This is a genomic window from Caulobacter sp. GW821-FHT10F06 (assembly GCF_058809215.1).
This window is the reverse complement of sequence record NZ_JBXASK010000009.1, coordinates 31,747-55,110: the sequence shown is the minus strand read 5'-3', so window position 1 is coordinate 55,110 and position 23,364 is coordinate 31,747. Positions and strand designations below refer to the sequence as shown.

Below are 23,364 nucleotides of genomic sequence, written 5' to 3'. Positions count from 1 at the left end.
CACCCTCCTCCCCTGTGAAACGGGGGAGGTGGCGCGATGCGAATACGCATCGTGACGGAGGGGGCGTTCGGCGCTTGCCCTACAGGCTCGCGTAAGCCGCCTCGATCAGCCTCACCGCGCGCGGGTCGCCGATCAGGGCGTTGCCCTGCCTGTTCATCACATACGACCCCGACAGGCCCTTGGTCGGATCGGCGAAGGCGCAAGAGCCGCCCCAGCCGGAATGTCCGAACGCCTCGGCCGTGGGGCCGTAGAACAGGTTGGGCGTGTTGCGCATGAAACCCGCGCCCCAGCTGATCACGTAGGGCAACACCAGGTCCTGGCCCACGATGCGCTCGGCGGTCGCCGCCTTGATCCCGGCCGGGGTGATGATCGAGCGGCCGTCCAGCGTTCCGCCGCTGGCCAGAGCGCCCATCAGCCGGGCCAGGGCCGGAGCGGTGGCGTGGCCGTTGGCCGAGGGAATCTCCACGCGCCGCCACTCGGCCGCGCCCTTGCCGCCGGGCGACGACCAAGGCTTCAGGAAGGCGGCCTGAACGGCGACGTTGATCTCGCCGAACTTGGGCAGGGCGGTCGGGCGCATCAGCTCCGACACCCGGTCGTGCTCGCTGTCGGGCAGCCCGATCCACAGATCCAGGCCCAGCGGCGCGCAGATGTCCTGGCGCAAAGCGGTCCCCAGCGTGCGGCCGTCGACCCGGCGGAAGATCTCGCCGGCCAGATAGCCGAAGGTCACCGGGTGATAGCCGCTGGCCGAGCCGATCGGGAACAGCGGCGCCATGGCCGCCAGCTTGGCGCAGGTGGCGTCCCAGTCGAACCAGATCGCCGGATCGGTCTCGTCGGGAAAGCCCGACAGCCCCGCCTGGTGCGACAGGGCCTGCTCGACCGTGACCTCGCCCTTGCCGTTCTGGGCGAACTCCGGCCAGACGTCGGCGACGGGCTGATCATAGGCCAGGCGGCCCTCGTCGACGAGGCGGGCGACCATCAGGGCCGCGATGGCCTTGGTGGTCGAGAACAGGGCCGTCAGGGTGTCGGGACCGAACGGAACCTCGCGTTTGCGGTCGGCGAACCCGCCCATCAGGTCGACAACGATCTCGCCGTCGATTGCGAGCGCGAAGCGGGCGCCCAGCTCGCCACCGTCTTGGAAATTGGCGGTGAAGGCCTCGCGCACGGCGGAGAAGCGATCGGGGCAGAAGCCGGTGATGTCGGTCATGGGCAAGGGTCTAACGCAGGGCCGTTCCAGTTGTCATCCCGGCAGGCGACGCGAACCTCGCCCTTCGACAGGCTCAGGGTGAGGTCGAATGCAAAAGCCGTTCAGTCGAAAACCTCATCCTGAGCCTGTCGAAGGACGAGGTTTTCGGGTTCCCCTTAAGCCAACCGCTCGATGCGGACGGTCGGCGAGGTCTGCTTGATCCGCGCGCCCATGGCCACGATCGGCAGCTCCGGCGCGTTCCAGATGTTGGCCGCCGTCACCGTCTCGGCCACCCCGCCGACGGCGCGCGCCAGGCCGTAGGACAGGGTCTGGCCTTCCAGGATCGAGGCCGCGTAAAGGGCGGTCAGCAGGTCGCCGGTGCCGTTGGGCGAGCGCTCGACCTTGGCGTGGGCGGCCAGCCAGGCCTCCTTGCGGTCGGCCAGGACCACGCCGATCTCGGCGCCTCGGTGGACGGAGGAAACCAGGGTCGTCTTGTTCAGCAGGCGCGCGGCGCGCATGGCCGATTGCGGATCGCGGGCGTCGGCGCCGGTCAGCTTCTGCAGCTCCCAGGCGTTGCAGGCCACCACGTCGGCGCGCGGGATCAGGTCGGCGACGATGGCGTCGGCCACTTCCTGGGCCACGTAGAGCCCCTTGCCGGCGTCGCCCATGGTGGGATCAACGACGACGTGCGGCTTGCGGGTGGCGGCGCCTTCGCGCGGCGCCTCGCGCACGGCGTCGATGGCCCGGGCGGCCGCGCGCACCTGGGCGGCGTTGGCGAAATAGCCGGTGATCACCAGATCGACGAGACCCAGCAGGCCGTTGGCCTCGATGCCGTCCATCATGCCTTCCAGCACCTCGATCGGCACGGGCGCCCCACCGGGAATGCCCCAGCCGGGATGGCGGCCATAGAGCACCGTCGGCACGACCATGGAGTCGATCCGGAATTGCACGAAGGCCTGGGCCTGGGCGGACGCGCCGACCTGGCTGCCGGCGACGTGGCTGGAGATGATCAGGGCTAAAGGCATGGCAAAGCGATTAGCGGACGTTCGCGAACTTGAACAGGGCGTCAGCCAAATGTGACAGACTAAGTGACCGATGTTTTCCGGCGGCTTCGCGGCAAACGAAAAAGGCCCGTCGCTTGCGCGACGGGCCCTCTGTCCGATCTCGGAAGATCCGAAGCCTAGTAGCGGTAGTGGTCCGGCTTGAACGGGCCCTTTTCGGGGACACCGATATAGTCGGCCTGGTCCTTGCGCAGCGTCGACAGCTTGGCGCCCAGCTTCTCCAGGTGGAGGAAGGCGACCTTTTCGTCGAGGTGCTTGGGCAGGGTGTAGACTTGGTTCTGGTAGGCGGCCTTGTTGGTCCACAGTTCGATCTGGGCCAGGGTCTGGTTGGTGAACGAGGCCGACATCACGAACGAGGGGTGACCCGTCGCGTTGCCCAGGTTCACCAGGCGGCCTTCCGACAGCACGATCAGCTTCTTGCCGTCCGGGAATTCCACGTGGTGGACCTGCGGCTTGATCTCGTCCCACTTGAAGTTGCGCAGGCCGGCGATCTGAATTTCCGAGTCGAAGTGGCCGATGTTGCAGACGATGGCGTTGTTCTTCATCTGCCGCATGTCTTCGACGGTGATGACGTCCTTGTTGCCGGTCGCCGTGACGAAGATGTCGGCCTTGGAAGCGACGTCCTGCAGGGTCTGGACTTCATAGCCTTCCATCGCCGCCTGCAGGGCGCAGATCGGGTCGATTTCGGTGACGATCACGCGGGCGCCGCCTTGGCGCAGCGAGGCGGCCGAGCCCTTGCCCACGTCGCCGTAGCCGCAGACCACCGCGACCTTGCCCGACAGCATGACGTCGGTGCCGCGACGGATGGCGTCGACCAGCGATTCCCGGCAGCCGTACAGGTTGTCGAACTTGCTCTTGGTGACGCTGTCATTGACGTTGATGGCCGGGAACGGCAGGTCGCCCTTGGCGGCCATCTGATACAGGCGGTGCACGCCCGTGGTGGTTTCTTCCGACACGCCGCCGATGGCGTCGCGGATGGCGGTGTAGAAGCCCGGCTTCTCGGCCAGGTACTTCTTCATCACGGCGTAGAGGGCTTCTTCCTCTTCGTTCTGCGGGTTGTTGAGGATCGAGGGATCCTTCTCGGCCTTGGGGCCCAGCACGCAGAGCAGGGTGGCGTCGCCGCCGTCGTCGAGGATCAGGTTCGGATAGCCGCCGTCGTGCCACTCGAAGATCTTGTGGGCATATTCCCAGTACTCGACCAGGTTCTCGCCCTTGAAGGCGAACACCGGCACGCCCGAGGCGGCGATGGCGGCCGCGGCGTGATCCTGGGTCGAGAAGATGTTGCACGACGCCCAGCGGACTTCAGCGCCCAGGGCGGTGAGGGTCTCGATGAGAACGCCGGTCTGGATGGTCATGTGCAGGCTGCCGGCGATGCGGGCGCCCTTCAGGACCTGGGCCGGGCCGTATTCGGCGCGGGTGGCCATCAGGCCTGGCATTTCGGTCTCGGCGATGGCGAGTTCCTTGCGGCCGTAATCGGCGAGCGAGATGTCCTTGACGATGTAGTCGGCCACGGTCGGCTCCTGCGGTCGGTGAATGTCTTGGAGCCGCTTATATCGCGCCTGACCCTTCCGGGCAATTAACGCATAAAGATATCTTTATGTGACGCTCAGCCTACCAGAAGCGCTTGGCCTCGACGAAAGCGGCGTGGGCCGTCTTGGCCCCTTCCAGCAGCTCGGCCTCGCGCTCGGCCCCGCCGGCCGTAAGGCGGCCAGCGGCGAAGGCGGCTTCAGGCTCGCCGCTGGTCACAGCGACGCCACGCGCCAGGGCTTCGCGCACGGCCAGGTCGTTCAGCGCGCCCAAGCTGTCCTGCAGGTTCTTCGTGGCTGTGATGAAGCGGTCGGCGCGTTTGGGGCGCCGGGGAAACAACGACGCCAGATCCTCGGCGGCGTACCGCAGCATCTTTCCACGAATGCGCAGGTGATGGCGCGCCTCGGGCGTGAGCGCGGCCAGATCCCTGCCGTCCTTGCGAATCTTGCGGCGTCGCTTTTCGAGCGCTTCGATGGCGAAATCGGCGACGGGGCGGCGGCGGATCTTCTCCAGCCCCTTGTCCGTCGACCAGGCGCCCGCCTCCAGCCATGCGGCGGCCTCGAGGGTCAGGGCGCGGCAGCGCGCGGAATCGACCGCCTTGCCGGCCCAGCCATAGGCCGAGGCCTGGGCCGCCAGCAGCGCCTTGCCGAAGATGGTCAGGGCGCGCGCCTCGTCTTCCGCCGCCGGCTGGGTCTGGTTCTCGATGGCGGGCCGCCAGACCTCTGCGACGAAGACGTCCAGTTCGCGCGCCTGGCTCAGTGCGTCGGCGATCCACTTCAGCTCGGCCTTGACGTGAACGGCGGCGGGATCCCTGGCCAGCGGCTTGAACAGCGACAACAGGGCGCGGAAACGTCGGGCCGCGACGCGCAGCTTGTGGACCTTCTCGGGTCCCGGATGGGTCCGCAGAGCCTCGGCGGCGGCGCAGAGGCGATCCAACGCCGCCCGGCCCAGGGCCTGGAAAGCCTGCTCGGTGGTCGCCTCGGGATCCAGGGGCGGATCGGCGCGGGGCGCGTCGGCGTCGCCCAGGGCCAGGGCGTAGCCGCGCTCGGCCTTGCTGACCAACGACAGACGCAGGGGCGCGTGCATGGCCAGGTCGCGGGCCAGGTCGAACAGCACGCGCGGCGCGCCGGCCTTCAGTTCGAGTTCGAGCTCGCAGACGCCGGCCCGGTCTTCGCCGGCCAGCAGTTCGCCCTGGTCCAAGGCCGCCTCGATGGTGGCGCCGTCGCGCTCGATCATCCGGGTCACGCGCCGGACATTGGTGGCGAAGACCGGGGTCAGGGCGTCGCCGTTGATGACCTTGTGGGCGGGGGTCCGAGCCAGAAGTTCGCGATCGGGCTCGGGCCCCGCGACGGGGCTCTCCCATTCGCCACGCGCGAAGACGCCGCCCGACGAGGCCGACTTCAGGGTCTGTTTGCGGCCGCCTTCGCCGTCGCGCACCCGCAGGCCGAAACCCGCCTTGCGCAGGGCGTGGTCGGCGGTGTCGAAATAGGTGGCGTCGAGTTGCTTGACCGCTTCGCGCCCGTCGAGACGGGCCAGGATGTCGGCGGCCGACTGGGGCGCGATCAGGAACTTCAGTTCGATCTCGTGATCCATGATCCCGTCCGCGCGCCGATAGGCTCCGACGCCTATGAAGCCTGAGCCTTGACTTGCCAAGCACCATCCTCCGGTTCAAACGTTCGCGCCATGACTCAGATCAACGCCGCAGCGCCCCGCCACGATTGGACCCTGGCTCAGGTCGAGGCCCTGTTCGACCTGCCGTTCATGGAACTGGTGTTCCAGGCCGCCAACGTGCACCGGGCCTGGTTCGATCCCTCGGAGCTGCAGCTGTCGCAGCTGTTGTCGGTCAAGACCGGCGGCTGCGCGGAAAACTGCGGCTATTGCAGCCAAAGCGCCCACTTCAAGACCGGCCTGAAGGCCGAGAAGCTGATGGACGCCGACGTCGTCATCGCCAAGGCCCGCGAGGCCCGCGACGGCGGCGCCCAGCGCTTCTGCATGGGCGCGGCCTGGCGCGAACTGAAAGACCGCGACCTGCCCAAGCTGGCGGCCATGATCGGCGGCGTGAAGGCCCTGGGCCTGGAGACCTGCGCCACCCTGGGCATGCTGACGCCTGAGCAGGCCAAGTCGCTGAAGGACGCCGGCCTCGACTACTACAACCACAACCTCGACACCGGCCCGGAATACTACGGCGACGTGGTCACGACCCGCACCTACCAGGAGCGCCTCGACACCCTGGCCTATGTGCGCGACGCGGGCATGAGCACCTGCTGCGGCGGCATCGTCGGCATGGGCGAGACCCGTCGCGACCGCGCCAGCCTGCTGCGCCAGCTGGCCACCCTGCCGTCTCACCCCGACAGCCTGCCGATCAACGGCTTGGTGCCCGTCAGCGGCACGCCGCTGGGCGACAAGATCCTGAAGGACGGCGACAAGGCCATCGACTCCATCGAGTTCGTGCGCACCATCGCCGTGGCCCGCATCGTCTGTCCCAAGTCGATGGTTCGCCTGTCGGCTGGCCGCGACGAGATGAGCCGCGAGCTGCAGGCCCTTTGCTTCCTGGCCGGCGCCAATTCGATCTTCGTCGGCGGCAAGCTGCTGACCACGCCTCTGCCGGACATGGACGCCGACTCGAGGCTGTTGCACGACCTGGACCTGCGCCCCATGGGGTCGCGCCAGGCCAACGCCGAGACGATCGCCGCCGAATAGGCGCGATTCTGACGGAAATTTAATGCGGCCCATGACGGTCGCTCTTGCCCGCCACAGGTCACAACCTATGGTCTAGGTCTCCGCGCAGTCTGGCGCGGTCCTATCGGGGCTTTCCATGAAGTTGTTCGCTTCCGCCGCCGTCGCGGCTCTGCTGATCGCGTCGCCGACGCTTGTCCTCGCCCAGCCCAAGGCCAAGGTCACGGGACAGCTGGCGCAGCTGCCGGCGGTCGAGATCCCGCACACCACCTTCAAGCTGTCCAACGGCCTGACGGTGATCGTGCACGAGGATCACAAGGCCCCGATCGTCGCGGTGAACATCTGGTACCACGTCGGCTCCAAGAACGAGCCCGTCGGCAAGACCGGCTTCGCCCACCTGTTCGAACACCTGATGTTCAACGGCTCGGAGAACTTCAACGACGACTGGTTCAAGGCGCTGGAGAAGCTGGGCGCCACCGACATGAATGGCACCACCAACGAGGACCGCACCAACTATTTCCAGAACGTCCCGACCGCCGCGCTGGACCAGGTGCTGTGGCTGGAAAGCGACCGCATGGGCCACCTGGTCGGCGCGATCGACAAGGCCAAGCTCGATGAGCAGCGCGGCGTCGTCCAGAACGAGAAGCGCCAGGGCCAGAACCAGCCCTACGGCCAGGTCTGGGACGTCATCACCGAAAGCACCTACGACCGTGACCATCCCTATGGCCACACCGTCATCGGCTCGATGGAGGACCTCGACGCCGCCTCGCTGGACGACGTGAAGACCTGGTTCAAGACCTATTACGGCCCCGCCAACGCCACCCTGGTGCTGGCCGGCGACATCACCCCGGCCGAAGCCAAGGCCAAGGTCGAGAAGTATTTCGGCGACATCCCCTCGGGCCCGCCCCTCACCCGCCAGAAGGTCTGGGTCGCCAAGCGCAACGGCGAACAGCGCGCCGAGATGCAGGACCGCGTGCCCCAGACCCGCATTTACAAGGTCTGGAACGTGCCGGCCTTCGGCGACGCCGAGCTCGACTATCTGGACCTGCTCAGCGACGTGATGGTCTCCGACAAGACCTCGCGGTTCTACAAGCGCCTGGTCTACACCGACCAGACCGCGACCACGGTCGGCGCCTCGGTCTCGCCCAGCGAGCTGGGCAGCCAGTTCATGGTCACCCTCACCGTCAAGCCGGGCGGCGACGCGGCTAAGGTCGAGGCGGCCTTCGAGGAAGAGTTCCAGCGCCTGCTGAAGGACGGGCCCACGCCCGAGGAAGTGGCCAAGGTCCGCACCGGCAACCTGGCCGGCTTCGTGCGCGGCGCCGAGCGGATCGGCGGCTTCGGCGGCAAGTCCGACATCCTGGCGCAGAACCAGGTCTTCCTGGGCGATCCAGACGCCTACAAGGCCAAGCTGGATCGCGTGCGCAACGCCAAGGCCGGCGACCTGCTGGCGGCCGGCCGCAAGTGGCTGAGCGACGGGTCGTTCACCCTGACCGTATCGCCCTTCCCCAACTACACCGCGGCGACGACAGGCGCGGATCGCAAGACCATGCCGAGCGTCGGCGAGACCAAGGCCCCGGCCTTCGTGCCGCTCAAGCGCGCCACCCTGTCGAACGGCGTCAAGGTGATCCTGGCCGAGCGCCACGAGACGCCGATGGTGCAGTTCAACCTGCTGTTCGACGCCGGCGCGGCGGCCGAGGCCGGCGACAAGGCCGGGCTGATGGGCCTGACCATGGCCATGCTGACCGAAGGCACCGCCAACCGCGACGGCCTGACCATCAGCCGCGAACTGGCCCAGCTGGGCGCCGGGATCGGCGGCGGCGGGGCGCTGGACTATTCCAACCTGTCGCTGAACGCCCTGACCACCACGGTCGACCCGGCCCTGGCGATCTATGCCGACGTGCTGCGCAATCCGGCCTTCAAGCCCGAGGACCTGGAGCGCCAGAAGCGCCAGCGGATCGCCGCCGTGCAGCAGCAGAAGCAGAACCCCAACGCCATGGCCTCGCGCCTGCTGCCGGCCCTGGCCTATGGCGAGGGCTCGCCCTACGGCCAGCTGACCACGGAAGCCTCGCTGGCCTCGATCACCCGCGATGACCTGGTCCGCTTCCAGAAGACCTGGCTGCAGCCCAAGGGCGCGACCCTGGTCGTGGTTGGCGACACCACCCTCGAAGAGATCGTGCCAAAGCTGGAGGCCCAGCTGGGCGGCTGGTCGGGCGCGCCGTCCAAGACCAAGGCGCCGGTCGACGCCCCGGCGACAAAGGGCGCGGTCTATCTGATCGACAAGCCCGGCGCCCAGCAGTCGATGATCATGGCCGGCAACCTGCTGGCCCCGCGCGATCCCAAGGACGAGGCGGCGATCGACACCGTCAACGCCCTGCTGGGCGGCGACTTCGTCTCGCGCCTGAACATGAACCTGCGCGAGGACAAGCACTGGTCGTACGGCGCGGGCAGCTATGTCCGGGCTGGCCGCGGCACGCGCCTGTTCGTGGCCTACGCCCCGGTGCAGACCGACAAGACCGCCGAGTCCTTCACCGAAGCCCGCAAGGAGCTGACCGGCGTCATTGGCGACAAGCCGGTGACCGCCGCCGAACTGGCCAAGACCCAGAACGGCCTGATCCTGTCGATGCCGGGCGCATGGGAAACCTCGGGGGCCGTCAGCGGCTCGATCACCGAACTGGTCAACTACAACCTGCCGGACGGCTATTTCGACGCCTATCCGGGCCAGGTGCGCGCGGTGACCACAGACACGGCCACGGCGGCCGCCAAGAAGGCGGTGAAGCCCGGCGAGATGATCTGGCTCATCGTCGGCGACCGCGCCGTGATCGAGCCGAAGCTGAAAGGCCTGGGGCTGGATCTGAAGGTCGTCGACGCCGACGGCAAGCCGTTGAAATAGCGGGCTTACGGCGCAGCTTGGCTCTGTAAAAAGGACCGCGCGGCGCCGGAACCTTCCCTCTCCCAGAGGCTTCATTCCGGACCTCTGGGAGATCCACCACATGTTGAAACCAATGATGGGCGTCGCGCTCGCCGCGATGCTGATGGCTGCCTGCGGCCAGAAGAACGCCGACCACGAAAAGGTCGAAGGCCCGGCCGTTTCGACCGCCGAGGCGCCGGCCAATGTCGCGGTCGACACCGCGCCGACCACCGGTGAAAGCGGCCCGACGCCGGGCGCCAGCTCCTACACCGCCGACCAGGCCCGCGAAGCCATCGAAAAGGCCGGCTACACCGAGCTGGGCCCGCTGAACCAGAACGCCAACGGCGTCTGGCAGGGCAACGCCACCAAGGACGGCAAGAAGGTCAGCGTCTCGATCGACTACAAGGGCGCGATCACCGCGCTCTAGGTCTCCGACGTCCTCTCACATCATAAAAATCTCGGGAAACACGCCATGAGCAAGACGATCACCCGGCTGTTCGACAGCCACACCCAAGCCCTCGACGCCGTCTCCGACCTGGAAGCGCGCGGCATCGACCACGACAAGATCAGCATCGTCTCCAACAATGCCGACAACTGGCATGAAGGCCACAAGCACGCCGGCGGCGCGGCCAATACGGGTCCGCTGGGCGACCGCAATGGCGACGGCGAGAACGACGTCGCCGACGGCGCCGGCAAGGGCGCGGCCACGGGCGGCGTGATCGGCGGCGGCGCTGGTCTGCTGGCGGGCCTCGGCATGCTGGCCATCCCGGGCCTGGGTCCGGTGGTCGCCGCCGGTTGGCTGGCGGCCACGGCCGTCGGCGCGGTGGCCGGCGCGATCGCGGGCGGCGCCACGGGCGGCCTGCTGGGCGCGCTGAAGGAAGCCGGTCACAGCGATGAAGAGGCCAATGTCTATGCTGAGGGCGTACGCCGCGGCGGCACCCTGGTCAGCGTCAAGGCCAGCGGCGACGAGATCACCCTGGTCGAAACGATCCTGAACGACCGGCGCGGGGTGGACGCCCTGAGCCGCGGCGGCGCCTATCGCGAAACCGGCTGGACCGGCTTCGACCCGGCCGCCACGCCTTACAGCACCGAGCAGATCGGTCGCGAGCGCACGCTGTATGGCGAACAACGCGCCTTCTCGCCGACCGACGATGTGGCGATCACTGACGATGAACTGCGCCGCACCGATGGCCCGATCGTCTCGCCGACCGCTCGTCCGTACTGATGGAAAGCGCCGCATCTCCGGTTTGACTGGGGATGCGGCCGCATCAGGATGCGAAAACCTCGTCCTTCGACAAGCTCAGGATGAGGTTTTCGACCGCAAGACGTTCAGAGTGTTCCTCATCCTGAGCCTGTCGAAGGACGGGGAACACGCTGGGCGAGGAACTACCGCTCCTCGTCGAACCGGTTTGCCACCAGTTCGCTGAGCGCATCGACGGCGGCTTCCGCCTCGGGGCCGTCCGCCGCGATGTCGATGGTGGAGCCGATGCCGGCGGCCAGCATCATCAGGCCCATGATCGAGCGCGCGTCAACGCAGGAGCCGTCGCGGCTCACGGTGACCTCGGCGTCGAACCCTGCCGCCATCTTCACGAACTTGGCCGAGGCCCGGGCGTGCAAGCCCCGTTCGTTGACGATCTCGACCGTTCTCGCCGCCATGCGACTCATTTTTCTCCCGCGAGCACGTAGGAGGCCACGGAGATATATTTCCGTCCAGCCTCCTGGGCGTGGGCGACACAGGACTGCAGGTCCTCGCGCTGGCGCACGCTGGCCAGCTTGATCAGCATCGGCAGGTTCAACCCGGCGATGACCTCGGCGCGCGTCTGCTCCATCACCGAAATGGCGAGGTTGCTGGGCGTGCCGCCGAACATGTCGGTCAGCAGGATGACCCCGCCGCCGCTGTCCACGGTGGCGCAGGCCTTCAAAATGTCGGACCGGCGGCGTTCCATGTCGTCTTCCGGACCAATGCAGATCGCCTTCACGGCGGTCTGCGGTCCGACCACATGTTCCATGGCGGAGACGAACTCCTCCGCCAGACGCCCGTGCGTAACGATCACGAGCCCGATCATGCCTGATTTCTCAAACGGGATCCCCATAACCCGTGGCGGCCGGGAGAAGCCGCGCGGGCGCACTTGATACGCTCGTTAGAGAGCGACTCCAAGATGCTCCAGCATGCGTCTGATTTTCGCGGGCGCGGCGGGTTCCCGGGGCCACAGGTCGAAAACGGGAACGTCGACGCCCAGAATCGTCTCGAAACGCCGCTCCGGCAGGCGTTCCACGCCCGAAGGCGCGTCGACGCAGCGCACCAGCACCGACACTTCGCAGGTCGAACGAGCTGGCTGGGGAACCACACCGAGACCGCGAATCTCAAGCAGACCGGCCAGCGGCGGCGGGGCGACACCGTACAGGCGCCCTCCGGAAACGAAGACGGAGACGCGGTCGTCGGCGACCAGGGCGAAGCCTGATTCGATCGCCCGCAGCGCGAGGTCACTCTTGCCGACGCCCGACGCACCTTCGATCAGGGCTCCGCGCCACGCGCCGCCGACGCGACGCGCGACAAGGCCGGCGTGGCGGATCATTCCCTGGTTTCCGGCAGGTCGACGGTGAAGCGGGCGCCGATGACGTGACCGGAGGTGTCCAGGCGATTCTCGGCCTTCAGCTCGCCCCCATGGGCCTCGACGATCTGGCGAGCGATGGACAGGCCCAGCCCCGAATTGCCGCCGAACGCCCGGCCCTTCGGGCGCGAGGTGTAGAAGCGCTCGAAGATGGTCTCGATGTTCTCGGGCGGAATGCCGGGCCCGTCGTCGTCGATGGTCGAGACCAGCCGGCCGCGCGCCCGGGTCAGGGACACTCGCACCTCGCCGTCGGCGGGGCTGAACGAGCGGGCGTTGTCGATCAGGTTGCGGAACACCTGGCCGATCGGCGTCTCGCGCGCCATCAGCCGGGCGGGTCCCTGGGCGTCACCGGTCGAGACCGAGACCCTGACGCTGCCGGGCGCGTCGCCGGGGCGTAGCTGGGCCTCGTAGAGACTGGCGACCTCGGCCAGCAGCTTGGCCAGGTCCAGCGCGCGAGGCGCCTCGCGCGACAGCTCGGCGTCTAGTCGCGAGGCGTTGGAGATGTCGGTGACCAGACGATCCAGGCGGTTGACGTCGTTCTGCAGGATCGCCAGCAGCCGGGCCCGGGCGACCGGATCGGTGACCAGATCCAGGGTCTCGATCGCCGAGCGGATCGAGGTCAGCGGGTTCTTGATCTCGTGGGCCACGTCGGCGGCGAACCGCTCGATGCCGTCCATCCGCTCCGACAGCGAGTGGGTCATCTCCTCCAAGGCGCGGGAAAGGTCGCCGATCTCGTCCTGGCGCCTGGCGATGTCGGGCAGGGAGATGGCGCGCGCGCCTTCCAGTCGCACGCGGTCGGCGGCCCGCGACAGGCGCATGACCGGCTCGGCGATCAACCGGTGCAGCAGGATGCTGGAGATCAGGGTGGCGGTGATCGCCACCAGGATGAAGGGCAGCAGGGCGAAGCGCTCGGCGGCGATGATCTCGTCGACGTCGTTGGCTTCAAGGGTCAACACGCCCAGGACCGCCCGCACGTGCTGGATCGGGATGGAGACCGACACCACCCGCTCGCCGTTCTCGGAAATGCGCCGCCCCGACACGGGCTTGCCGCGCTGGGCCAGGGCGATCTCGTCGGCCAGGGCCTGACGGGCGCGTTCGGCCTTGGCCTCGGCCTTCGGGTCGACATGGGCGGACTCGTCGCTCTGGCCCGGTTTGCGGGCCGGCGGCAACACCTTCCACTCCACGCGATCGGCGACCACAAAGCTGTCGGCCAGCACATGGCCTTGGGCGTCGAACAGCCGGGCCCGCTGCGAGCGCGGGATGAACAGCAGCTGGAAAATCGTGCTGGCGGTCGGCGCGTCGAGCGCCGGCTCGGGCTCCCCCACCGTCGCCAGCTGATCGATGACGCGGGCGATCAGTTCGCCCTGGGTGGTCAGGCCGTCGATCCGCGCATTGACCAGGCCGCTGCGCAGCTCGTTGAGCACCAGCGCGCCGATCACCAGAATCGCCAGCGCCAGTACGTTGAGCCCGATGATCAGCCGGCCCAGGCGGGAGGCGCGCGGCCAGGACCAGCGACGCCTGGGCGCGCCGGTCTCGACCGCGCCCTCAGGCCTCGCGATAGCGATAACCGACGCCATACAGGGTTTCGATGGAATCGAACTCGGGATCGACCTGACGGAACTTCTTGCGCATCCGCTTGATGTGGCTGTCGATCGTGCGGTCGTCGACATAGACCTGATCGTCGTAGGCGGCGTCCATCAGGTTGTCGCGGCTCTTCACGAAGCCGGGGCGCTGGGCCAGCGACTGCAGCAGCAGGAACTCGGTGACGGTCAGCCGCACGGGGCGACCATCCCACAGGCTGTCGTGGCGGGCCGCGTCCAGGGTCAGCTTGCCACGCTTCATCACCTTGGAATTGGCGGCGCCGGCGGGACCGGCCGAGGCCGGCTCGTCCTCTTCCGGACGGGCGCGGCGCAGCACGGCCTTGACCCGCTCCAGCAGCAGACGCTGGCTGAACGGCTTGTGCATATAGTCGTCGGCGCCGAGGTTGAAGCCGAGGATCTCGTCGATCTCGTCGTCTTTCGAGGTCAGCATGATCACCGGGATCTCGGAGGTCTGACGCAGGCGGCGCAGCACCTCCATGCCGTCCATGCGTGGCATCTTCACGTCGAGAATGACGAGATCGGGGGTCTGGTTCTCGACCGCCTCGAGGCCCGAGGCGCCGTCGTAATAGGCCTTGACCGTGTGGCCGTGGCTTTCGAGGGCCAGCGAGACGGAAGCGACGATGTTCTCGTCGTCGTCAATGAGCGTGATAGCGGCCATGGAGCCCGTCTGATCCTTCACCTTCGTTCGTTGCGATCCTATCGACCGCCCGCCCAGTCATCAACGCGCTGAGCGGTAAAGCTTTCCGGAGCTTTCGCCGACCTTTGCGGCTCCAGCGTGGCGGCAATGCGGCTGCAAGGTCCGCAAAGCGCCAGCATTCGATACACGCCTCAACCTCGCTTTAAGGTGTTGTATCCCATAACCAACGCTCGGGGAGCGGATAGCCCATGAGTGATCAAGTCCATTACGAGCTGTTTGTGCGCCGAAAGGTCGGCGCGCAGTGGACACTCGACATGGCCACCGAAGTCCGCGCGACCGCCCTGGCCAACGCCGAAGAATGCCTCAACGCCGGCCGCGCCGTGGCCGTTCGCGTCAGCAAGGAAACCCTCGACGCCTCGACCGGCGAGTACAAATCCATCGCCATCTTCACCAAGGGCATGGTCGACGGCGGCAAGCCGAAGAAGGAAGTCGAGGATCTGGATCCGCTGTGCGTGCAGCCGGCGGACCTCTACACCGCTCACGCGCGCGACCGTATCGGCCGCCTGCTGGACGGCTGGCTGGCGCGTCACAACGCCACGCCGTTCGAGCTGCTGCACCGTCCTGACCTGGTCGAGAAGCTGGAAGCCTCCGGCACCGACCTGCAGCACGCCCTGCAGAAGATCGCCATTCCCGAGGCGGAAGCCCGCGGCGTTTCGGTCCACGAACTGATCCGCACCTTCCAGTCGCTGGTCGAGCGCTCGGTCGCCAACCTGATGAAGGCGTTCAAGAAGGGCCAGTTGCCCGACCTGGACAAGGAGGGCTTCTCCAAGGCCGCCACGCGCCTGGCCACCGATCCCGATCGCGCCTTCCTGCTGGGGGCCGGCGTCGCCGCCTCGATCGCGCCCGGCGTCAGCTGGTCCGACAAGATCGCCCGCCTGCTGGACCTGGCCGATGCGGCTCCGACCGAACCCGGGCCCCGCGCCGTGGCCCTGCACGCCATCGAACAGCCGCTGGCCGAGATCATCGGCTCGCGCGCCGGCATGGCCGACCTGCTGGGCACCAGCGACGACCTCGGCTCGACCCTGGCGGCCATGACCCGTCTGACGGGCGGCGCTCAGGTCGAGGCCCTGATCCGCATGCAGGCCCAGGTCCGCGCCTGCATGCCCGAGCTGTCGGGCACAGCCAAGCGCCTGTCCGAATGGCTCAGCGGCGACCATTTCGCGCCCGTGCGCGCCTCGATCGCCAAGCGGGTGCTCAAGGAACTGAACGGCGTGCGCCGGCTGAAGCCGAACGACGCCGAACAGGAAATCGAATTCCTGCGGGCCCTGGCCATGAGCCTGACCGCCGCCGCCGGCCGCATCTTGCCGGCCGAAGACATCCAGGCGGCCTTCACCACCCGCTCCAAGACCCTGCTGAACGGCGAGTTCATCGAGGCCCTGCTGGGTCGCGACCGCTCGGCCCGCGAAGAGGTCACCATCCTGATCCGCCTGGCGGAGAACGTCATGGGCGCGGTCAACAAGCGCCAGGCCGCCCGCTGGCTCAGCGCCAACATCACCGCCCTGCGGTTCGAGAAGGAATTGCGCCAGGGTCCGGATTCGCCGGTGTCGAAACTGGCGTCGCTCGCCTTGCTGCAACGCACCGTGTCGCGCTCGGGTCTGGTTCGCGAAGACTACGAGCCGCTGTGCGCCAAGCTGGGCGAACTCGGCGCCCAGGTCGAGGCCGACGCCCGCCTGGTGACGATGCTGGTCCGCGCGCCCGCGCCGCTGTCCCATCGCCTGGCCTTGCTGGTCAAGCTGGCCATGGGCGAGGCCGGTCCCACCGGTCCGGTGGCCGACAAGGCCCGCCTGGAAGCCCTGAAGCTGGCCCGCGCCCCGGAAGCCCGGGAAGAACTGGCCGCCTCGCCGGCGACCATGGACCTGCTCAAGAGCCTGACCCAGCATAAGGCGGCGGCGTAGCGTTTTTCCGCGCGCGTCCCTAAGTCTTCTCTACAACGGCGCCGCCAGGGCGACCGAAGGGGGAAGCGACATGATCATCTTCAGCGTTCTCTATCCGGCGTCGGAAGGCGCGCGCTTCGACGCGGCCTATTATGACGCGACCCACATTCCGCTGGTGAAGGAGGCCTTCGCCGACACCGGCCTGGTCGACGTGCAGGTGTTCCACGGCCTGTCGGCCGGCGACGGCGGGGCCGCGCCCTACGTCGCCATGGCGCATCTGAAGTTCCGCGACGCCGGAGCCTTGCAGGCCTCGATGGGCGGACCCCGCGCGCCGGCGGTGCTGGCGGACGTCGCGATGTTCACCGACATCCAGCCGGTCGCGCAGGTCAGCGCGCTGGCTTAGCCGCTCCGACCCAAGTCGATCTTAAACTGCCTTGTCATCCCGGAAGCCTCGCAGAGGCTGTCCGGGACCCAGGAGCACTGCGGTGCCCCTGGGTCCCGGCTCTCCGCTTCGCTGCGGCCGGGATGACAAGCTATTGGTATCCGGAAAAGGCGATTTCTAACGCGCCAACACTTTGGCCAAAGCGTCGACCACCCGGTCGACGTCGCTGTCGGCCATGGTGGGATAGAGCGGCAGGGTCAGGCAGCGGTCGTACCAGGCATTGGCGCCGGGCAGGTCGAGCACGCCGTAGCGCTTCACGTAATAGGGCTGGCGGTGCACCGGGATGTAGTGGACCTGCGTACCGACCCCTTGCGCCTTCAGCCCGTCGACCACCGTCCGGCGCGAGGCCCCCAGGGCCTCGAAGTCGATCAGCACGGTCAGCAGGTGCAGGGCCGGGTTCGACCAGGCCGGGCTGTCGGCCAGCTTCACGCCCTTGAAGTCGGCCAGCCGCTCCACATAGCGCGCGGTCAGGACGCGGCGGCGGGCCACGAAGCGGTCGAGCTTGGCCAGCTGTGAGATCCCCAGGGCGCACAGCACGTCGGGGATGCGGTAGTTGAAGCCGATCTCCGGCATCTCGTACCACCACGGGTCCGAGCCCGGCGGCCGCACCATGCCATGGCCGCGCAAGCTGCGGGCCCGCGCCGCCAGTTCGGGGTCGTTGGTTGTCAGCATGCCGCCCTCGCCGGTGGCGAGCGTCTTGACCGGGTGGAACGAGAAGCTGGCGAAGGCCGAATAGGCCCCGTCGCCGACCGGATGCGCGACGCCGTCGAAGGTCCCGATCGAGCCCAACGCATGCGGCGCGTCCTCGACCAGCACCGCCCCGGCCGCGCTGGCCATGGCCCGCAGCGCCGGCAGGTCGCAGACGTCGCCACGCAAGTGCACGGGCAGCACGGCCTTCACGCGGCGATCGCCCGCTCGCTGCAGCGCATCGGCCAGCGTATCGGGCGTCATCAGGCCCGAGGCCGGGTCGACATCAGCGAACACCACCTCGGCTCCGACATAGCGGGCGCAGTTGGCGGTGGCCAAGAAGGTGACGGACGGCGCGATGCAGACATCGCCCTCGCCCACGCCCAGCGCTATCATGGCGAGATGCAGAGTGGCGGTGCCGTTGGCCACGGCGATGGCGTGGCCGGCGCCAACCTTCTGCTTGAAGGCGGTCTCGAAGGCCTCGACGGTCGGCCCCGTGGTCAGGAAGTCGGCGCGCAGGGCGGCCGCCACAGCGGCGACGTCGTCGTCCTCGATGGTCTGGCGACCGTAGGGCAGAAAGGGAAGGGCCATCAGCCCGCCTTCTCCTCCAGCATGGCCAGCAGGCCGGGGGCCGACAGCCAGTCGTCGTTGTTGTCGCTGCTGTAGCAGAAGCCTTCCGCGACCGGCCTGGCGCCGTCGTCGGCCCCAAAGCGCTTGCGGGGATATTCGACGAAGGTCGGCTCGATCACGTAGCGATCCTCGAGCTCGATGGTCGCGCGGGCGTCATCTGCGCTGATCATCATCTCGTGCAGCTTCTCGCCCGGACGGATGCCGATGACCTTGATCCCGGCGTCTGGCGACATCGCCTTGACCAGGTCCGGCATGGTCATCGACGGGATCTTCGGCACGAAGATCTCGCCGCCGCGCATCAGGTCCAGCGACGAGAGCACGAAATCGACGCCCTCGTTCAGGGTGATCCAGAAGCGGGTCATGCGCTCGTCGGTGATCGGCAGCTCGGTCGCGCCGTTGGCCAGCAGACGCTTGTAAAGCGGCACGACGCTGCCGCGAGACCCTACGACGTTACCGTAGCGGACCACAGCGAAACGGGTGCCGATGTCGCCCGACAGGTTGTTGGCGGCCACGAAGGTCTTGTCCGAGGCCAGCTTGGTCGCGCCATAGAGGTTGATCGGGTTGCAGGCCTTGTCGGTCGACAGGGCGACCACCTGCTTCACATGATTGGTCAGGCTGGCCCAGACCACGTTCTCGGCGCCCAGCACGTTGGTGTGGATGCACTCCGAGGGATTATACTCGGCGGCCGGCACCTGTTTCAGAGCGGCGGCGTGGATGACGATGTCGACCCCGCGCAGGGCCAGGGTCAGGCGCTCGCGATCGCGCACATCGCCCAGGAAGAAGCGCATCTTGGCGTAGGTGGCCTCGTCGAACTGCTCGCGCAGCTCCAGCTGCATGTCGCTCTGCTTCAATTCGTCGCGGGAGTAGACGATCACCTTGCGCGGCTTGGAGAGCTTCAGGACGGTCTCGATGAAGCGGCGGCCGAACGAGCCCGTGCCGCCGGTGACCAGGATCACCTTGCCGTCGAGATCGAGGGATTTCGGAGAAAAACGGCCCACTTAAGCCTCCCCAAGACGCCCGCCGCGAAGATCCGCGAGGGTGCGATTCGTGGTTAACGCTCCTTTGTCGCGCGGAGGCGTAAAGAGGACGTCAATCCCGTCGCGTTAAACGATACCCCATGCGCCGCGCTCTCGCCCCTCTTTCGCTCGTTCTCGCCTGCGCCGTCTCGATCGCGCCGGCCCCCGCCTTCGCCGGTCACGGCGCCAAGGAGGAGAAGGCCGCGCCGGTCACCTACTTCGCGCTGCAGCCCCTGACCGCCGTGGCCCTGCGCCGCGACGGCCGCCGGGGCGTGCTGACGCTGGAGGCCGGCATCGAGGCCAAGGACCCCAAGCTGATGGAGCGGGCCCAGCAGTCGACGCCCCGCCTGCGCGCCGCCTTCGCCCAGGTGCTGATGACCTACGCCGCCGGCATGCGTCGCGGCGACCCGCCGGACGTCGAATATCTGGGCCGTGAACTGCAGAAGACCTGCGACAAGGTGCTGGGCAAGCCGGGTGGCAAGGTGCTGCTGGGCTCGGCGTTGCTGAACTAGGAGCGGCGCTCAATAGATGCTCCCCCTTTGGGGGAGCTGTCGCAGAGGGACTGAGGGGGTCCTCAACGGCACAGACCGGAGAGGACCCCCTCCGACCCTCCGGGCCACCTCCCCCAAAGGGGGAGGATCTGCGTTCTACCCCTTCTTCCCCCGCCGCTCCCGGAAAAACCCCCGCAGCAGGTCCGCGCTTTCCTGCGCCATCACCCCGCCCGTCACCTCGGGGCGCCAGTGGCAGGTCGGCTGGGCGAAGAACTTCGGGCCGTGGACCACCGCCCCGCCCTTGGGGTCTTCGGCGCCGAACACCACCCGGCCGATGCGCGCGTGGCTGATCGCCCCGGCGCACATGGCGCAGGGTTCCAGCGTCACCACCAGGGTCAGGTCGGTCAGGCGATAGTTCTCGAGCTTGGCCGCCACCTGCCGCATCACCGCGATCTCGGCGTGGGCGGTCGGGTCGTGGGCGGCGATCGGGCCGTTGCCGGCCACGCCCAGCACCTCGCCCGTCTTCGGATCGAGGATGACCGCGCCCACCGGCGTCTCGCCCCGAGCGGCGGCCGCGCGGGCTTCGTCCAGCGCCAGCCGCATCATCGCCTGATCCCGGGCTTGATCCCGGGCGTGATCTTGATCGTCAGGCGGATCGGTGCGCATTTGCGGAAAAGCCCATCGTGAGATGCGCCCAGCCCCTCGAAGGAACGAGAATGACCAGCACGCCCCACGACCCCCTATACGATCCCGGCCTGGACGGCGACCTCGACGATCCCGCCGCCGGCGAACGGGTCGCCAAGGCCCTGGCCCGCGCGGGCGTGGCCTCGCGCCGCGAAGTCGAGCGGCTGATCGAGGCCGGACGCGTCGCCATCAACGGCAAGGTGCTGACCACCCCGGCCGTGAAGATCGCTCCGGGCGACTTCCTGACCGTCGACGGCAAGCTGGTGGCAGAGCGCGAGCCGACCCGCCTGTTCCGCTATCACAAGCCCACCGGGCTGATGACCACCCACAACGACCCCAAGGAACGCCCGACGGTGTTCCAGGCCCTGCCGCGCGAACTGCCGCGGCTGATTTCGGTGGGTCGTCTGGATTTGAACTCCGAAGGCCTGCTGCTGCTGACCAATGACGGCGAGCTGTCGCGCAAGCTTGAGGCCCCCAACAACGGCTGGCTGCGCCGCTATCGCGTCCGCGCCTTCGGCAATACCGACCAGGCTCGGCTCGACCGCCTGAAGGACGGCGTCACCATCGAGGGCGTCCGCTACGGCTCGATCGAAGCCAAGCTGGACAAGGCCCAGGACAAGGTCGGCGGCAAGAACATCTGGATCACCATCACCCTGACCGAGGGCAAGAACCGCGAAATCCGTCGCGTGCTCGAGCACCTGGACCTGAAGGTCAACCGGCTGATCCGCCTGTCCTACGGTCCGTTCGCCCTGGCGACGCTGCTGCCGGGCCAGGTGGAAGAAGTCGGCCCCCGGGTGATCCGCGAGCTGCTGACCGGGCTGGTGGCCGAAGAAGACATGCCCAAGGGCGACAAGCCGCAGTTCATCGGCATCGCCGATCCGCTGCACGCGCCCGGCACCGCCAAGGGCGGCGAGCTGCAGCGCCGGGCAATCAAGTCCGCGCCTCTCCCCAAGGCCCCGGTCGAAGGCGAGCGCTCCGAGGAAAAGCCGGTCTACAAGCCCGGCTGGGCCAAGCCGAAGAAGAAGGTTGTCCACGCCGGGACCAAGGCCCTGAAGCGTGGACCCAAGTCGATCGAGACCAAGATCATCGGCCCCAAGTCCGATCCTCGCGCCGCGCGTGAAGCTCGGGTGGCGGGCGCCGGCGTCGGGACCAAGGGCGGGACGGTCAAGTCGTTCGGCGCCAAGGCCGCCGGCGGCGTGGCCCGGCCGTTCGACAAGGCGGGGGCCAAGCCCTTCGCCGGCAAGGCGGCCGCCGGCGGCGATGCGAAGCCGCTTTCGGCCAGACCGGCCGCGAAGCCTTTCACCGGCAAATCGAATGGTCCCGCCAAGGCGTTCGGCAAGCCCGGCGCGAAACCGGCGGCCGGCAAGCCCACCCGCACCGCCCCAGCCGCATTCGACGCCAAGCCCGGCGCGCCGCGTCCGTACAAGGGCCCCAAGAAGCCGCGCTGATTTAGATGCTCCCCCTTTGGGGGAGCTGTCGCGGAGCGACTGAGGGGGTCCTCAACGGCATGGACCGGAGAGGACCCCTCCGACCCTCTGGGCCACCTCCCCCAAAGGGGGAGGATCTAGGTCTGGCCATCGCTCAACGCGATCGCCAGCCGCCGCGTGCGCCGCACCACCGTGACCAGCGTCCCGATCGCGATTAGCGCCAACGCGATCATCATCACTTGGCCGCCGCCGCCCCAGATCGGCTCGAAGACCGACACGACGCACCCCGCCGTCAGCGCCGCCATGCGCTGCGGCTTGGCCATGGGTCCGGAAAAGTCGGCCGGCTGGCCCAGGCCCCGGCCCAGCTCGCGGACATAGGCCGTACCTACCGCCAGCACTGCCGCCATCCAACCCAGCGCCTCGGCTCCGTGCAGGCCCGCCGTGCGCGCGCCATAGCCGGCCCCGACCAGGAACAGGACGTCGGCGACCCGGTCGGGCAGCTCGTTCCAGATCGGACCGGCCGGGCTGCCCCGCCTGTGTTCCACCGCCACCAGGCCGTCCAGAAGGTTGCAGACCAGCCGCAGCTGGACGCACAGCGCCGCGACGATCAGGGCGACCGCGCGGGCGCCGGGTCCCAGGCCGCCGGCCAACATCAGCAAGGCCCCGCCCAGCACCGCGCAGCCGACGCTGGCGGCCGAGATCGCGTCGGGGCTGACGCCCTTGTGCGCCAGCCGCGCCGCTAGGGCGTGCGGCCAGCGGGCGGAGCGGACCTTCAACGGACGGCGGTTCTGGTCGGTGTCGGTCATGGCGGCTCCGGGCATGTCGCGGTCGGCGACAACTAGGCTATACCCTTGAAACGCGCATGGGACGGGCATGACGATCTTCGACGGCGTTCGCGATTTCCTGGCCAGCCAGCCGCCGGCCCTGCTGATGGGCCTGGCCGGCGTCGTGGCCCTGCTGGGCGTCGCCGCGATCATCGCCGCCGTCCTGCCGTTGCTGAAGCCCGGCAGGTCATACGAGGAGCTGCGCCTGCGCATCGGCAGCTGGTGGGTGATGGTGGCCATGCTGGCCGGCGCGCTGCTGGCGGGCCGGCAGGCGAGCGTGGCCATGTTCGCCCTGGTCTCGTTCATGGGCCTGCGCGAGTTCCTGTCCCTGGCCCCCACGCGACGCGAGGACCGGTTCGCGATCCTGGCGGCCTATCTGGTGCTGGTCGCCTCGTACGGCTTCATCGCTGCCGACCTCTACATGTTCTATCTCGTGTTCATCCCGGTCTGGGTGTTCCTGGGCATGCCGTTCCTGATGGCGATGCTGGGCCAGACGCGCGGCTATCTGGCCACGGCGGCGACCTTCCATTGGGGCTTGGTCACCTGCGTCTACAATCTGGGTTTCGCCGCCTTCCTGATGCGCACGCCCAAGACCGAGGCCCTGCCCGCCGGCGCGGCGGGGCTGGTGTTCTTCCTGCTGCTGGCCACCGAGTTCAACGACGTGGCGCAATATGTCTGGGGCAAGCTTCTGGGCCGCCACAAGATCATGCCGGCCATCAGCCCCAACAAGACCTGGGAGGGCTTCATCGGCGGCTGGATCAGCGCGGGCCTGCTGATCTGGTTCGCCGGGCCGATCTTCACCCCGTTGTCGGGTCACGGCCTGGCGATCATGGCCCTGGTGCTGCCGGTTGCGGGCTTCGCAGGCGACGTGACCATGAGCGCGGTCAAGCGCGACATCGGGGTCAAGGACACCAGCCACGCCATCCCCGGCCACGGCGGGGTGCTGGACCGCGCCGACAGCCTGACCTTCACCGCCCCGCTCTATTTCCACCTGCTGGCGCTCTACGCCCTGGACCGGTTCTGA

Annotated in this window: 22 protein-coding genes; 9 read left to right on the top strand and 13 right to left on the bottom strand. The window is 68.2% G+C overall.

Annotated features, from left to right (window positions below):
• Nucleotides 1-79: 79 nt before the first annotated feature.
• The 4 genes from AC1RUS_RS19145 to AC1RUS_RS19130 all read right to left on the bottom strand — a co-directional run bounded on the left by AC1RUS_RS19145 (nucleotide 80) and on the right by AC1RUS_RS19130 (nucleotide 5,364).
• Nucleotides 80-1,204, bottom strand: coding sequence for a serine hydrolase domain-containing protein (locus AC1RUS_RS19145; RefSeq protein WP_492918175.1), 1,125 nt, complete (start codon nucleotides 1,202-1,204; stop codon nucleotides 80-82).
• A gap of 155 nt (nucleotides 1,205-1,359) precedes the next feature.
• Nucleotides 1,360-2,208: a pyridoxal kinase gene (locus AC1RUS_RS19140; protein ID WP_492918174.1), complete on the bottom strand. Its 849-nt coding sequence runs from the start codon at nucleotides 2,206-2,208 to the stop codon at nucleotides 1,360-1,362.
• Between the two features lie 155 nt (nucleotides 2,209-2,363).
• Entirely contained in the window at nucleotides 2,364-3,755 is a 1,392-nt protein-coding gene (gene ahcY, locus AC1RUS_RS19135) for an adenosylhomocysteinase (protein WP_492918173.1), read from the bottom strand.
• A 100-nt stretch (nucleotides 3,756-3,855) separates the two neighbouring features.
• A complete protein-coding gene (locus tag AC1RUS_RS19130) occupies nucleotides 3,856-5,364 on the bottom strand; it encodes a CYTH and CHAD domain-containing protein (protein WP_492918172.1) in 1,509 nt (502 codons plus the stop codon).
• Between the two features lie 90 nt (nucleotides 5,365-5,454).
• On the opposite strand from AC1RUS_RS19130, the gene bioB reads away from it, so the two are divergent.
• The 4 genes from bioB to AC1RUS_RS19110 all read left to right on the top strand — a co-directional run bounded on the left by bioB (nucleotide 5,455) and on the right by AC1RUS_RS19110 (nucleotide 10,580).
• Nucleotides 5,455-6,471, top strand: a complete 1,017-nt coding sequence (gene bioB / locus AC1RUS_RS19125; RefSeq protein WP_492918171.1) for a biotin synthase BioB — start codon at nucleotides 5,455-5,457, stop codon at nucleotides 6,469-6,471.
• A 115-nt stretch (nucleotides 6,472-6,586) separates the two neighbouring features.
• A complete protein-coding gene (locus tag AC1RUS_RS19120) occupies nucleotides 6,587-9,337 on the top strand; it encodes a M16 family metallopeptidase (protein ID WP_492918170.1) in 2,751 nt (916 codons plus the stop codon).
• Nucleotides 9,338-9,437: 100 nt separating this feature from the next.
• Nucleotides 9,438-9,782 carry a hypothetical protein gene (locus tag AC1RUS_RS19115; protein WP_492918169.1) on the top strand — a complete coding sequence of 115 codons (345 nt, stop codon included), beginning with the start codon at nucleotides 9,438-9,440 and terminating at the stop codon, nucleotides 9,780-9,782.
• A 45-nt stretch (nucleotides 9,783-9,827) separates the two neighbouring features.
• Nucleotides 9,828-10,580 (top strand): hypothetical protein, encoded by a 753-nt coding sequence (locus AC1RUS_RS19110; RefSeq protein WP_492918168.1) that lies wholly within the window; start codon nucleotides 9,828-9,830, stop codon nucleotides 10,578-10,580.
• A 161-nt stretch (nucleotides 10,581-10,741) separates the two neighbouring features.
• Here AC1RUS_RS19110 and AC1RUS_RS19105 read toward each other — a convergent pair whose 3' ends face one another.
• The 5 genes from AC1RUS_RS19105 to chvI all read right to left on the bottom strand — a co-directional run bounded on the left by AC1RUS_RS19105 (nucleotide 10,742) and on the right by chvI (nucleotide 14,226).
• Complete coding sequence (locus tag AC1RUS_RS19105; RefSeq protein ID WP_492918167.1) at nucleotides 10,742-11,020, bottom strand: HPr family phosphocarrier protein; 279 nt, start codon at nucleotides 11,018-11,020, stop codon at nucleotides 10,742-10,744.
• Nucleotides 11,017-11,421, bottom strand: coding sequence for a PTS sugar transporter subunit IIA (locus AC1RUS_RS19100; protein ID WP_035046027.1), 405 nt, complete (start codon nucleotides 11,419-11,421; stop codon nucleotides 11,017-11,019). Before AC1RUS_RS19100 ends, AC1RUS_RS19105 begins: the two co-directional genes overlap by 4 nt.
• Nucleotides 11,422-11,496: 75 nt before the next feature.
• Nucleotides 11,497-11,931, bottom strand: a complete 435-nt coding sequence (locus AC1RUS_RS19095; RefSeq protein WP_492918166.1) for an HPr kinase/phosphorylase — start codon at nucleotides 11,929-11,931, stop codon at nucleotides 11,497-11,499.
• The gene (chvG, locus tag AC1RUS_RS19090; RefSeq protein ID WP_492918165.1) at nucleotides 11,928-13,544 is read right to left on the bottom strand and encodes a two-component sensor histidine kinase ChvG; all 1,617 of its coding nucleotides are present in this window, start codon (nucleotides 13,542-13,544) and stop codon (nucleotides 11,928-11,930) included. The genes AC1RUS_RS19095 and chvG overlap by 4 nt, the downstream gene beginning before the upstream one ends.
• Entirely contained in the window at nucleotides 13,513-14,226 is a 714-nt protein-coding gene (gene chvI / locus AC1RUS_RS19085) for a two-component response regulator ChvI (protein WP_492918164.1), read from the bottom strand. Before chvI ends, chvG begins: the two co-directional genes overlap by 32 nt.
• A 227-nt stretch (nucleotides 14,227-14,453) precedes the next feature.
• Here chvI and AC1RUS_RS19080 point away from each other — a divergent pair, with 227 nt between their 5' ends.
• Both AC1RUS_RS19080 and AC1RUS_RS19075 read left to right on the top strand, forming a co-directional pair.
• Nucleotides 14,454-16,160, top strand: a complete 1,707-nt coding sequence (locus AC1RUS_RS19080) for a hypothetical protein (protein WP_492918163.1) — start codon at nucleotides 14,454-14,456, stop codon at nucleotides 16,158-16,160.
• Between the two features lie 70 nt (nucleotides 16,161-16,230).
• Nucleotides 16,231-16,542, top strand: coding sequence for an EthD family reductase (locus AC1RUS_RS19075; protein ID WP_492918162.1), 312 nt, complete (start codon nucleotides 16,231-16,233; stop codon nucleotides 16,540-16,542).
• A 156-nt stretch (nucleotides 16,543-16,698) separates the two neighbouring features.
• Here the strand turns inward: AC1RUS_RS19075 and pseC are convergent, their stop codons facing one another.
• Nucleotides 16,699-17,859 (bottom strand): UDP-4-amino-4,6-dideoxy-N-acetyl-beta-L-altrosamine transaminase, encoded by a 1,161-nt coding sequence (gene pseC, locus AC1RUS_RS19070; RefSeq protein ID WP_492918161.1) that lies wholly within the window; start codon nucleotides 17,857-17,859, stop codon nucleotides 16,699-16,701.
• Nucleotides 17,859-18,896, bottom strand: coding sequence for a UDP-N-acetylglucosamine 4,6-dehydratase (inverting) (pseB, locus tag AC1RUS_RS19065; RefSeq protein ID WP_492918160.1), 1,038 nt, complete (start codon nucleotides 18,894-18,896; stop codon nucleotides 17,859-17,861). Before pseB ends, pseC begins: the two co-directional genes overlap by 1 nt.
• 119 nt (nucleotides 18,897-19,015) lie before the next feature.
• Between pseB and AC1RUS_RS19060 the strand changes: the two genes are divergently transcribed.
• The gene (locus tag AC1RUS_RS19060) at nucleotides 19,016-19,426 is read left to right on the top strand and encodes a hypothetical protein (RefSeq protein ID WP_492918159.1); all 411 of its coding nucleotides are present in this window, start codon (nucleotides 19,016-19,018) and stop codon (nucleotides 19,424-19,426) included.
• A gap of 135 nt (nucleotides 19,427-19,561) precedes the next feature.
• On the opposite strand, the gene tadA is transcribed toward AC1RUS_RS19060, so the two are convergent.
• Nucleotides 19,562-20,071, bottom strand: coding sequence for a tRNA adenosine(34) deaminase TadA (gene tadA, locus AC1RUS_RS19055; RefSeq protein WP_492918158.1), 510 nt, complete (start codon nucleotides 20,069-20,071; stop codon nucleotides 19,562-19,564).
• A 50-nt stretch (nucleotides 20,072-20,121) separates the two neighbouring features.
• Here tadA and AC1RUS_RS19050 point away from each other — a divergent pair, with 50 nt between their 5' ends.
• Entirely contained in the window at nucleotides 20,122-21,537 is a 1,416-nt protein-coding gene (locus tag AC1RUS_RS19050; protein ID WP_492918157.1) for a pseudouridine synthase, read from the top strand.
• A gap of 116 nt (nucleotides 21,538-21,653) precedes the next feature.
• On the opposite strand, the gene AC1RUS_RS19045 is transcribed toward AC1RUS_RS19050, so the two are convergent.
• Nucleotides 21,654-22,322 carry a CDP-alcohol phosphatidyltransferase family protein gene (locus AC1RUS_RS19045; RefSeq protein ID WP_492918156.1) on the bottom strand — a complete coding sequence of 223 codons (669 nt, stop codon included), beginning with the start codon at nucleotides 22,320-22,322 and terminating at the stop codon, nucleotides 21,654-21,656.
• A 67-nt stretch (nucleotides 22,323-22,389) separates the two neighbouring features.
• Here AC1RUS_RS19045 and AC1RUS_RS19040 point away from each other — a divergent pair, with 67 nt between their 5' ends.
• Nucleotides 22,390-23,364, top strand: coding sequence for a phosphatidate cytidylyltransferase (locus AC1RUS_RS19040; RefSeq protein WP_492918155.1), 975 nt, complete (start codon nucleotides 22,390-22,392; stop codon nucleotides 23,362-23,364).